The following is a 12332-nucleotide window of genomic DNA, read 5'->3' on the forward strand; positions in this document are numbered from 1 at the left end:
CCAGGCCGATTTCGCCTCAGGCAAATGCTTTTTCTTCATCCTATGAACAAACCCCGTCATAATATACCGGACAATGGTTCAAATCACGCGGCACCCGACGGTTGCATTGCGGCGGAAACGGTCCGGCGGCTATTGCGGACGCCCGGCCGAATTTGCGGCCGGATTCATTTTTTCCACAATGGCCGCGCACAGGCCGTCAAGCAGCGTGCTCTGGCGCTCGGAAACCGTATCTTGATTTCCATAGATAAAGCGTTCGTAGTACTTCGTCAGCTGCAGCATGCCGTTCCCGGAAAAACGGCGATCGACTGTTTCGGCGAACTCCCGCAGTGTCTGCGTATCGCTCCGGTCCAGGCCCTTCAGGCGCAGCAGCCGGAACAGGTTTTTGTAGGCGCGGTTGAAGCTGTCTCTGTCCCTGATTTTGATACGCCGCTGTTTCCGTACGTAAAATGCCGTCAGCCATCTTCTCCACGTTATCAACGCTAACAGGAGCCCGGCCGCAGCCACACCGATGAAAATCCGCCCGACCATGCCCCAGTCGACGGCCGGCCCGTTCTGATTGCCGGAAGAGGCGGCCGCTTTTCCCGTCGCATTGAGGGACCGGTTTGACTGCGGCGCCGGCTTTGACTGCGGTTCTGTTTTCTGCTGCCGATTAGGCTGTGCCGCTTTTTGCGTCTGAGCCGGCAATTTGTTTTGCATGCCCTTTCCCTGAGCGGCGCTGGATGAAGACGGCTCCTTTCCGGAAGAAACGCTGCTAAATTTGTCCGGCCCGCTGAAAGACGGTGTCGGTTCAAAGGCCACCCAGCCGCTGCCGGGGAAATAGACTTCTACCCAGGAATGGGCGTTGGCATTGGTAATCTCGGAAACATATCTCGGCACTTTCTTGCCGCCGATCGTTTCCGTTGTCTGCCCGACATATGTGCCGGAAGAAAATCCCTTGACCCAACGGGCGGGAATACCGACAGAGCGCAGAAGAACGGCCATCGCTGTTGAAAAATTATCACAATAACCGATCTTTGAGCGAAACAGAAACTGATCGACATAATCCTGATTTCCTGTCGGCCGCGGCACCCGGTCTGTCGAATAGCTGAATCGGGAGGATTTCAAATAATTGACCACCGCCATCACTTTATCGTACCGATTATTCTGAGAAGCCGTGATCCCGCGCGCAAGCGACCGGACACGGCCGGGCAGCGAATTCGGGAGCTGCAGATCCTTCTCTCTGACCGACAGCGGGTCTTCACCGTTTTGCACCTGCCTGAGCCGGTCGATCCGGAACGTCGGCTGCAGATAACTGATTCGCTCCGTCTTCGCCTTTTTACCGCTGCTGCTTTGAATCTGGCCGGTCTCCTGATCCAGTTTCAGCCTTCCGCCCTGTACCTGCACAGCAGTCGGCTGTCCCGAATAGGGGAGTATCGCCGGGCTCTCATTCGTAAATGTAAGCGTAGCGGTCTCTTCAGAAACAGCCGTATTCCCCTCATACGGGTTAAGGATAGAAAAACGTCCGTAAGAACCGGAAAGCGATGCGTAAGAATCACCGCTGCTCTTCCACCCTTTTCCGCTATAAACATCCTTTACGGCTACCTTCCAATAGTCATTGCTTCCGCCGGAACTGGCTGTAAAAAGCACCGTCGTGTCCATCGCAAGCGAGCCGCCGAGGCTGGAATCATCTTCATCGTAACCGATCCGCTGCCCGGCCGAAAAAAAAGAGCCGTTTTTACTTAAAACGGGAACACTGATTTTCTGAAAAAGAGATGAAGGGCTCGGCCATTGAGCGGCAGGCTTAGGGCCGGCAAGTCCCGCGGCAAGCACCAGAACAACGGTCATACCGATGGTGAGGAACCAGGCAGAATACAGCTTTTTACCTCCCGGTTTCACACCGCTTTCCTGTACCCTCATCAATTCCTGGATACCGAGAATCATCAGCCCGGAAACAGCAACAATCACAATGGACCGGCGGGCATCATAAAACGTAAACGTGTTCAGCGCACAAAGCAAGGCAAGCGCCAGGAAGAAAAACAAAAAGAAGCGTCCGGCCCTGATCCAGTGCTGCAGGACCTGGCCAATCAGCCACAGCAGAACGAAAAAGATCAATGTACTGAACAGGTCGGACAGATTCACCAGTCTGCCCTGCCACAGTATTCCGAAATTCTGATAAATGTTCCGGGCCGCCTGCCGGATCCATTCTGCACTAAGCAGCGCCTGATTCGAAAAAAAGAAATAATGCAGGCTGTACAGAAGCATCAACCCGTTCCCGGCGGCCTGCAGCCATCCCGGCAGCCGTAAATAGGAAAGCAGCATCGTCACGGCAATAAAGGCAAGAATGATCGGTTCCGACTGTAAAACGGTCAGTTCGGTAACCGGTCGGGCACATTCCCACAGTATAATGGAACCAAGGAGGTAAAGCACGGCAGTCAGAGACTTTTTTGCGGCCGTCTCCATTTTCATCCACCCACCTTTAAGAGTCTGTCGAATTTTTCATTGATCGACAGATAAAGTGAAAAATACGGAGACGCAGAAGGTTTTAGCCTGTTTCTTCCGGCGGAATCGGCCACAAGGAACAGGATCTGCAGCTGTCTGGCTGAACGGGCGAATTTGCTCACAAACGGCGCCAGTGCCGGGTCGGTCGTCACTACAAAACCGATTTTTTTCTTGTTGCCGGAGAGCCGCAGATCATCGGCCTTTAAGGCCCCGGCCTTTGATAACCCCGCCATCGCCTCATTGACGCCGGCCATTGCGTGAATGGCACTCCCCTGAAGAAAAAGCGGTTTAGCCGTGCTGCTCCAGGTCAGGTGCACGCTGAAGCCCGTTTCGATAAGCATTCTGACCAGAGAAGCGGTAAAAGCCACTCCGCGTTCAAAAAGGGCATCCGTGTCCCTTCCGCGTGCCACGAAAACGACGGAAGCCTGTCTTTCTCTTTCCGGCTCAAACTGTTTGGCCACAAGCCGGTTCGTCCGCGCCGTTGATTTCCAGTCAAGCCACGACAGACGGTCGGTCGGCTGATAGGGACGGATACCCGCGAACTGCGAAAGATCTCTCTGCCGGATCAGATCGTCCAAAGCGCTTTTCCCGAAACCAGCCCCGGGTATCCCAAGCGGCTGTGTTTTGGGATAGACAAGCCACGTTCCTTCGCACTTCAATCGGACGGTTCTGTGAAAAAAGCCGAAGGAATCTCCGGTTTTCAGCCGAATTTCCCGGACTGTATAGTTCCCCCGCACCATATTCGGAAGCGAGTAGGACAGAGTGGCGGAGCGCCGCAGCCAGAACAGCCTGACCGCATCTCCCTCACGCACCTGTCCGCCGGAGCGCGGTGAAAAAATGTCCTGAACGGTGACCAGAAAAAAAGGGGCCGGCCACCTTCTTTTCAGCATAATCCGGACATGCATCGTGTCGCCGGCAAACAACTCTTTCTCTTGAATCGCTCTTTTCGCTTCAATCGATCGGAATGGGTAGACGAGTAAAAAAAACATGTAAAAAACAAAGGGCATAAAGGCGTAAAAAACAAACCAGCCGGCAAAGCCGCCTTGAAACATGGCGAAAACAAACATGCAGGCAAAAACAAGGAGTATGACCGCACACCGGCAGAACGCACTTTTTCTGAATGCGAGAAGACGATGGAGGCCGGTTTTCATTTAACCGATTCCTCACGCATGACCGGGACTCCGATTTTATCGATGATTTCATCGACAATCGCCAGTGCAGTCATGTTTTCATAGGAAGCCTCCTGTTCAAGCACCAGCCGGTGTCCAATGACAAACGGAGCCATGGCTTTGACATCGTCCGGAACGACGAAATCGCGCTGTTCGACGAAAGCGTATGCCTGAACGGCTTTCAGCAGACCCAGCGTTCCTCTCGGACTGACTCCGAGATAAACCATCGGATGTTCGCGCGTTGCCGTAACGATATCAAGAATATAATTTTTGATACTGTCCGAAACGAAAACCGAATCTGCACAGCGGCGCAGCTGCAGAATATCGGAAACCGTCAGAATCGAGCGGAGCTCTTTCAGAGGATCGCGGCCGGCCGTGCGGTTCAAAATGGCCAGCTCGTCTTTCCTGCTCGGATAGCCTATGGACAGCTTGATCAGGAAACGGTCCAGCTGAGCTTCGGGCAGAGTATAAGTTCCTTCGTACTCAATCGGATTCTGGGTGGCCATGACAAAAAAGAGGTCCGGGAGTTCCCGGGAAACACCGTCTACAGTCACACTGCCTTCCGCCATTCCTTCCAGAAGAGCGGATTGCGTCTTCGGAGACGTCCTGTTTATCTCATCCGCTAAAATGATATTGCCCATCAGCGGTCCCGGTCGGAATTCAAATTGCAGAGTTTTTTGATTATACAGGGAGAGGCCGGTAATATCGGAGGGCAGAAGATCGGGCGTAAACTGAATCCGTTTGAATTCCGCCCCGATTGTCCGGGCGATGGCACGGACGAGGAGCGTTTTGCCCACACCCGGAATATCTTCAATCAGAACATGTCCCCCGGCAAGCATGGCAACCGTGATCAGTTTAATGATTTTCCTCTTGCCGACTACGACGGTTTCAACATGATCGATCATATCAGCGATTAGTTGATGTTCAGCGCCATGGTTCATTTTTTTCCCCGCTTTGTTCTGATTATTTCAACCATTTCAATTCTATTGTACAGACTTTCCGGCCGTAATTCCATTCGGGGCTCCTCAGAACGCCGGCGGGGCACAGACCGGGCGACAGGTTTAAATACTTTATATGGATTCTTCAGCCCATTTTCCTGCTGTATCGCCAAATAATGAGGATCGGCTTTTCCTGAGACTGTCAGTCTCTCGAACGGCAGAGAGCATTTCCGCGATTAATAAACTCGCACAACGATTTGACAGATCAGGTGCCGCGGAATCGGGCGCAATGATCGATAAACGGCTACTGATGACCGATAAACTCCCGATGACGACCGATAAACCCGGCACAACGGACGATAAACTCCCGGCGACGGCCGATAAAATCGGGCCACACCAGTTGATAAGACCCCGGCCGCGGTTGATCCATCAATCAGGGATGATCTTGCCGTTCTGATTATTCACACTTATTGGTCCGTTTGCTGCTGATTTTTTGACTGTTTCTGTCGATTTTCCGCCGGCTGCTTGATAGGAACGAAACTTTCAATAGCCCCGCTGACCTTTTTGGAAACGCTCCTTTTTGGGCAACTTTAACCGGAAGGACGTTTCCCGGTGATTTTGGCTGCGATTTACAGGAATCCGCGGGCGGTCAGGAGAAAAAGAGCAGACATTTCCGCCATGCAGCGCCTGCCCGTGCGGGATCTGCCGCTTTTTCAGCGGAATCAAGCGCCGTTCACCTGAACCATTCAAAAGAATAAACTGCCGCCTGTGCCAAGCGATCGCTTTTCGGAAAAATCGCCGGTGTTTTCGCGCCGCAGCCCGACTGGATGCATGAGTTGAGAAGATGCCCATTATACTTTATAAAACTGTCGCCGCCCGGTCCGTCGGACATAGCCGTTTAAAAAAGCCGATATTCTTTCTTCCAGAAATAAAAGGAGGAAGCACGTCATATTTTTCGCGTGATTTCTCCCTTTTCGGTCCTGCCTGTCCATTGACGGACCAGCCTTTTTTACAGACTGTTTTTTAACTGATCCACCGAAACGGATAATGTATCGGTTCCCGTTCCCAATTTTTTCGTGATGCCGACAAGTTCATCCATACTTTTATTGATATCCTCGGAAAGCTTGCTGTTCCGGTCAACCGATGAAATGATGTCTCGGAATTTGTCGGCAGTCTGCTTCGATTCTTCCATTCCTTTTTCTATGATTCCCGTCGTTGCGTTCAGAGAACCGACAACGCGGGACGTGACGTTTACAGACTTGCCTATAAGATCGGAAATCTGCACCATGGCATGATTGGTTTCTTCAGCCAGTCTTTTTATCTCCTGTGAGACGACGGCAAATCCCTTGCCGTACTCTCCCGCCCTGGCCGCCTCGATTGCCGAATTCAGAGCCAGTATGTTCGTCTGCTCCGAAATTTCTTTAACGAGAACGGTCACGCGGCCGATGGCCTGTGACGATTCTTCCAGTTTTCCGACCATCCTGCCCATTTCTTTAATGGAGTGATTGGCCGCCGTAACCTGAGAAAAAAGCCGTTCCAGCTGGGCCTGTCCCGCGGAAGCCTGTGTTTTGGCAGTCTGTGTCTCCCGGCTGCTTTCGGCCGAAGACTCCCTGACGAGTTGAAAATGTCCGGACAAAGCGCTGACCGTCTCCCCGGTCTGATCCGTCAGAGCCGTCAGACTGTCGCTGACGTGCGCTATGGCCGATCGGAGATCTTCCCGGCCTACTTCATATTCCCTCTTCAGGTTCTGTGAGTATTCCAGATCGTAAGCTTCAAGAACAATCTGCTGCTCAAAGCTGATGATCTTATCAATCGCCCGGACCATTCGCTCGACAGCAGAAATATCGCCGACCGTTCGGAAAACGATCCGGCACAGGCTGCTCTGCAGATTTTGAAAAGCTCCCATGTAGTAAGACGGACTCAGAGCAATCGTATAATGTATTTTTCCGACCCTGAGCCGCCTTTCAAGAAAGGATTCATCAATGATTCCTGAAAAGAGTTCCATAACATGTGCCGCCAGCGTCCGGCTCAGCTTTTCAACGGTGCTGTGCTGGTCGATCATTTGTTTCAGCGGCTCGATTTCATAGACACTGCCGTAGAAATCTTTTGCGATGACATTGATCTCTTTCTGCACAAAAGGCCGCAAGAGCTTCAGCAGCTGCAAATCTTCATTTGTCAGATCAAGCATTCTCAGTTTTTCAAGCACCTTGCCGTCTTTGACCGTGACAGAGACTTTCACGGACTTTGCCCTCTCCAGCCAGTCATCAACCGCTTCCTCACCTTTTTTAAAAAACACCCGGTCTCCCCCGCTTCCGTTCGCTCTTTAGTCCATGATCGGCACGCTGATCCATTCAGAATAGGCCTCACGATGGATTTATCTACATTATAACAAAACCGGTTATAACGGAACCTGGTGACTTTTAACGGATTTTCAAACAAATGTAAGGGTGCATGCTTTCTTTTCGAACAAGTTTTCTTTAAAACGGCCGAAGAAATTTACTCTGGAGATCCATCTGCCGATATCAAACCGTATCGGCCGTTTGCATTTTCAATTGACGCGGGAAATGTTTCGTGCTAAAATTTCTTTAAACTTCATTATGAAAGACTCTTATTGAGAGTGGCGGAGGGACTGGCCCAGTGAAGCCCGGCAACCTTTCAGTGAATTTGAAAAAGGTGCCAATTCCAGCAAAACTTCGATCAGCGGGGTTTTGAGAAATAAGAGGGTGCGGATGATCATTCAGGCCTCTCTGCCAAAGCTGGAGAGGTCTTTAATTTTTCCGCTTTTTTATTTCCCGCTCATAGATAAGGCTTCTTTCAAAGAAAGGAAACGGGAGGATGAGAGTATGGCAGAAGTGCTGAGTTCCAATCTTGGCTATCCGAGAATCGGTGAAAAACGGGAATGGAAAAAGGCCCTGGAGCAATTCTGGGCCGGCAAAATTTCAAAAGACGTCTTTCTTGCGACGGTTAAAAAGCTTCGCCTGAGTTATCTGAAAAAGCAAAAGGACCTGGGTGTAGATCTGATACCGGTCGGTGATTTCAGCCTTTACGATCACGTGCTTGATACGGCCGTATTATTCGGCCTGATTCCCGATCGCTTCAACAAGGGAGATAAAAAGATTCCGCTCGAAACCTATTTTTCTATTGCCCGCGGAGACAAAGAAGCAGAAGCTTCGGAAATGACAAAATGGTTCAATACCAATTATCACTATATTGTCCCTGAAATCAGCAATAAAACACGGCCTTTCATCACCGAAAACCGCCTGCTTACTCTGTTCAACGAAGCAAAAAACGAGCTCGATATTATCGCTAAGCCGGTGATTGTCGGTCCGGTCACTCTGCTCCGGCTGTCCAAGGGTTATGATCGCGATCATTTCAGGCCGCTTCTTGAATCACTGATCCCGCTGTACGTCCGGGTATTTAATGAACTGAAAGATGCCGGAGCCGAATGGGTGCAGATCGATGAACCGGTATTAGTCGGAACGCTGTCTCAGGAAGATCTGGAAGTATTCCGGGAAACGTATCGCTCGATCAGAAACGGTGTCCGCGGATTAAAGCTGCTCCTTCAGACTTATTTTGAAGCCATCGACGGCTACGAAGAAATCATCAAACTGCCGGTCGACGGCATCGGCCTCGATTTTGTTGACGGCAGAGAGGCGAACCTCAGCCTGCTTCAGACTGCCGGATTTCCGAAAGACAAAGTACTCGCGGCCGGCGTGATTGACGGACGCAACGTCTGGAAAACCGATCTGGCCGCGACGTTCGACCTTCTTTCCAAGCTGCTCGGTTACGTCGGCGGAAAAGATAAACTGTTTGTCTCACCGTCATCCAGCCTGCTGCATGTTCCTGTGACCGTCAGGAATGAAGCATCGCTCGATCCGCTATTAAAAAATGCGCTTTCGTTCGCCGATGAAAAACTGACGGAAACGGTCACACTTGTCAAAGGACTGAATTCGGGAAAAGCGGCAATCGAAGCAGACATCAGGAAAAGCCGGGACGACCTGCAGGCGCTGCAGCAGTCCGATCACCGCAACAACAAGAATGTACAGAGAGAACTGCGGCATCTCGGATCCGAATTGCCGTCGCGCCCGGGATCGTTCAGGCTGCGCCGGCAGATTCAGAAAGACGCTTTTCAACTTCCGATCCTTCCGACAACGACGATCGGAAGCTTCCCTCAGACCCCGGAGGTCCGACAGGCACGGCGCAATCTGCGCAAGGGCGAGTGGTCGGAAGAACAGTACAATCAATTTATCAAAGACGAAACAGGCAAATGGATTAAAATTCAGGAAAACATCGGCGTCGATGTGCTTGTCCACGGAGAATTCGAACGGAACGACATGGTGGAATATTTCGGCGAAAAACTGGCGGGATTCGCCTTTACACGCTTCGGATGGGTGCAGTCCTACGGCTCGCGCTGCGTCAAGCCGCCGCTGATTTTCGGCGACGTTGCCTGGCAAAAACCGATAACGGTAAAAGAAAGCGCCTATGCCCAGTCGCTCACCAAACTGCCGGTTAAAGGCATGCTTACCGGTCCGGTTACTATCTACAACTGGTCCTTCGTCCGCAACGACATCAGTCAGGCCGATGTCTTCAACCAGATCGCGCTGGCACTGAAGAAAGAAGTGCACGCGCTTGAAGAAGCGGACATCCGCATGATTCAGGTGGATGAACCTGCGCTGCGCGAAGGCCTGCCGCTTAAGGAAAAGAAAAAAGCCGGGTATCTGCACGATGCGGTTTACGCGTTCCGGCTCGCCACTTCGTTCGTCAACAACGATACACAGGTCCACACCCATATGTGTTACTCGGAATTTGACGAAATCATTGAAGCCATTGATGCGCTCGATACCGATGTCATTTCGATCGAGGCCGCGCGCAGCCATGGCGAAATCATCTCGACCTTTGAAGATTTTAAATATGAAAAAGGAATCGGCCTCGGCGTTTACGACATCCACAGCCCGCGCATTCCAAGCGTCGATGAAATAAAATCCTATGCGGAACGCGCACTGCAGGTGCTTGATCCGAAACTGTTCTGGATCAACCCGGACTGCGGCCTTAAGACACGTAAACCGGAAGAAGCGATTCCAGCACTGAAAAACATGGTTGAGGCTGCCCACGAAGTCCGGAAGGAACTGGAGAGCAAAATCGGAAAGTAAACAACACCGTCTTAAAAAAGAACGCCTATGAGGCGTTCTTTTTTTTACGCAATGGGCCGCGATTATTTGAAGAATCCAGCCACGCTTTCCTTTTATAAGCCGGAGAAACGGCAGCAGCCTGGGAAAACCGATATCCTAACCGGTCGGCAGCCGGATTTGGTGGATCTATCCTGCACTCCGGTCGATAGACCTTGCAATTCCGCCAGTACAGCCATGATTTTGGCCGATAGAAGCCCCATTTTGGCCGATAGGCCTCTGATTCCGGCCGGTAAACACCCCATTTTGGCCGATAGACCCGCGATTTCGGCTGGTAGACCTGCGATTCCCGCCGGTAGACCTCCGATTTCGGCCGATAGACCCGCGATTTCGGCTGGTAGACCTGCGATTCCCGCCGGTAGACCTCCGATTTCGGCCGGTAGACCTCCGATTTCGGCCGGTAGACCTCCGATTTCGGCCGGTAAACCCGCAATTTCGGCTGGTAAACCGATTCCGTCCGGCAGGCAGCCGGATCGGCCGGACGGCCGCTCTGCGAATCATTTTTTCCGAACAAAAAGCCGGGCTTCTTAATGCCCGGTTCAGCCGCTGAGGCTCCTTTGTTTCCGTTCAGGACTGACTATGATTACATATTATGACTTGAATCCCGCAATTCGATATCGGGATGTTTTTGCTGAAACCAGCGCAGCGAAAAATCATTTTCAAAAATAATAACCGGCCGATCTTTGTAATCGGTCACAATCAAATTGTTTGAGTGGCGGCGCAAGTCTTCGGCATCTTCCCTCTTGGCGATCCATTTCGCCACCTGATGGGGCATGTGTTCAATATCGAGATCGACGCCGTATTCTGCCTGCATTCTGTAGACAAAGACATCGAACTGCAGGGTGCCGACAACGCCGAGAACGGTCTCTTCAAAAGGCGTCTTGTAAACCTGAATGGCGCCTTCCTGAGCCAGTTGGCTGACTCCTTTGAGAAAATGTTTTTGTTTCATTGCATTTTTCGCCCGGACCTTGGCAAAATGCTCCGGCGCAAACTGCGGCAGCGCTCCAAAATTGAACGTTTCCTTGGCTTCGCAGACCGTATCGCCAATCTGGTAAAATCCGGTATCATAAAGGCCGACAATGTCGCCCGGAAAAGCCTCATCGATCAGTTCCCTGCTGTCCGCGAAGAACTGCTGAGGCTGAGCGAGCTTGAGCTGTTTGCCGGTGCGGTCGAGATAGACAGTCATCCCCTTTTCAAATCGTCCCGAACAAATACGCAGGAAGGCGATACGATCACGGTGAGACGGATTCATATTGGCCTGGATTTTAAAAACAAATCCGGAAAATTGCTTGTCGTCCGGATTGACAAGGCCGCCGCTCGACTGCCGCGGCTGCGGATACGGCGCCATTTTAAGATAGTGTTCCAAAAAAGTCGGAATGCCGAAACTTGAGATGGCGCTGCCAAAAAATACAGGCGTCTGTTTCCCTGACCTCACCTTCTCGAAATCGTAGGTGCTTCCCGCCTCGTCCAGCAGCAGAAGATTTTCTTCAAGCTGACTGAGTGTATAGTCATCGACGTTCTCTTTAAGAATGGTGCCCAGTTCCTCCACTTCGCCGAGCTGCTGCACCTGCCGTTCACGTTTGTCGTTATACCACTCGATCCGATGCTCCAGGCGGTCGTACACTCCGCGAAAAGACTGTCCCATACCGATCGGATAATTAATCGGGTACGTTTCAATGCCGAGCACATCTTCAATTTCTTCGAAAAGCTCAAGCGGCTCTTTCCCCTGGCGGTCAAGCTTATTGATAAAGGTGAAGATGGGAATGCCGCGGTCGCGGCAAACCTTAAACAGTTTGATCGTCTGCGGTTCGACCCCCTTCGCCGCATCAATGATCATGACGACGCTGTCGACAGCCATCAACGTCCGGTACGTGTCCTCACTGAAATCCTGGTGCCCCGGTGTATCAAGAATATTGATCTTATAGCCTGCATATTCAAACTGCATCACACTGGAAGTTACCGAAATGCCTCTCTTTTTCTCCAGTTCCATCCAATCGGAGGTCGCGAACTTTTCCGCCTTGCGCGACTTGACGGCTCCTGCCGTTCGAATGGCCCCGCCAAGAACAAGCAGTTTTTCCGTCAGCGTCGTTTTTCCGGCGTCCGGATGGGATATGATGGCAAACGTGCGTCTTCTTCGAATTTCCTGTTGTAACTGATTCATTTTTTCCTCCTAAAAAAACACTGATCGTCTGCAACTGCCCGATTATGATTCACGCCGCGAGTCACCTAAAGAAAACCGGCCGATCGGCAGGCCTTCACGCGAAGACAAAGGCCCGATTGTGACGGACTGATACCGAACACGCTGCAGAGCCTGCGCCTTTGTGCAGCTGACGGCCGGTCCTGATGCCAGCATGCCACAGCGACTATGTCCGGCCGGCGATCCCCATGCCGCAGGACAAGCGCTTGCGTTCGACCGCTTATACGATATTCCGATAAAATTCATACCATCTTATAGTACAAGAAAAAGGCATTCGCCGCCACTCTACGAGTCGGATGCCATTTCCCGGCGGCCCAGAATGGGATGATCCCTTCCGAAAAAGCCATCGTCTCGCCCTGCGAAT

At 51.6% G+C, this 12332-nt stretch carries 8 protein-coding genes and 1 riboswitch; of the genes, 1 reads left to right on the forward strand and 7 read right to left on the reverse strand.

The window, feature by feature from the left end; genetic code table 11:
* Nucleotides 1-129: 129 nt before the first annotated feature.
* From Q6A92_RS18670 to Q6A92_RS18690, 5 genes are all read right to left on the reverse strand, one after another.
* Nucleotides 130-2439: a transglutaminase TgpA family protein gene (locus Q6A92_RS18670; protein ID WP_332239015.1), complete on the reverse strand. Its 2310-nt coding sequence runs from the start codon at nucleotides 2437-2439 to the stop codon at nucleotides 130-132.
* A 2-nt stretch (nucleotides 2440-2441) separates the two neighbouring features.
* Complete coding sequence (locus tag Q6A92_RS18675) at nucleotides 2442-3629, reverse strand: DUF58 domain-containing protein (protein ID WP_332239016.1); 1188 nt, start codon at nucleotides 3627-3629, stop codon at nucleotides 2442-2444.
* Nucleotides 3626-4588 carry an AAA family ATPase gene (locus Q6A92_RS18680; protein ID WP_274400505.1) on the reverse strand — a complete coding sequence of 321 codons (963 nt, stop codon included), beginning with the start codon at nucleotides 4586-4588 and terminating at the stop codon, nucleotides 3626-3628. The genes Q6A92_RS18675 and Q6A92_RS18680 overlap by 4 nt, the downstream gene beginning before the upstream one ends.
* A 540-nt stretch (nucleotides 4589-5128) precedes the next feature.
* Complete coding sequence (locus Q6A92_RS18685) at nucleotides 5129-5311, reverse strand: hypothetical protein (RefSeq protein ID WP_332239017.1); 183 nt, start codon at nucleotides 5309-5311, stop codon at nucleotides 5129-5131.
* Nucleotides 5312-5594: 283 nt separating this feature from the next.
* The gene (locus Q6A92_RS18690; protein WP_332239018.1) at nucleotides 5595-6881 is read right to left on the reverse strand and encodes a globin-coupled sensor protein; all 1287 of its coding nucleotides are present in this window, start codon (nucleotides 6879-6881) and stop codon (nucleotides 5595-5597) included.
* A gap of 309 nt (nucleotides 6882-7190) precedes the next feature.
* A riboswitch (SAM riboswitch) is annotated at nucleotides 7191-7307 on the forward strand.
* Between the two features lie 121 nt (nucleotides 7308-7428).
* On the opposite strand from Q6A92_RS18690, the gene metE reads away from it, so the two are divergent.
* The gene (metE, locus tag Q6A92_RS18695; protein ID WP_332239019.1) at nucleotides 7429-9735 is read left to right on the forward strand and encodes a 5-methyltetrahydropteroyltriglutamate--homocysteine S-methyltransferase; all 2307 of its coding nucleotides are present in this window, start codon (nucleotides 7429-7431) and stop codon (nucleotides 9733-9735) included.
* 25 nt (nucleotides 9736-9760) lie between these two features.
* On the opposite strand, the gene Q6A92_RS18700 is transcribed toward metE, so the two are convergent.
* Both Q6A92_RS18700 and Q6A92_RS18705 read right to left on the reverse strand, forming a co-directional pair.
* The gene (locus Q6A92_RS18700) at nucleotides 9761-10285 is read right to left on the reverse strand and encodes a hypothetical protein (protein WP_332239020.1); all 525 of its coding nucleotides are present in this window, start codon (nucleotides 10283-10285) and stop codon (nucleotides 9761-9763) included.
* Between the two features lie 69 nt (nucleotides 10286-10354).
* Nucleotides 10355-11932 (reverse strand): peptide chain release factor 3, encoded by a 1578-nt coding sequence (locus tag Q6A92_RS18705; RefSeq protein WP_274400502.1) that lies wholly within the window; start codon nucleotides 11930-11932, stop codon nucleotides 10355-10357.
* Nucleotides 11933-12332: the final 400 nt, after the last annotated feature.

It is taken from the genome of Sporolactobacillus sp. KGMB 08714 (assembly GCF_036598985.1).
Classification (GTDB): domain Bacteria; phylum Bacillota; class Bacilli; order Bacillales; family Sporolactobacillaceae; genus Sporolactobacillus.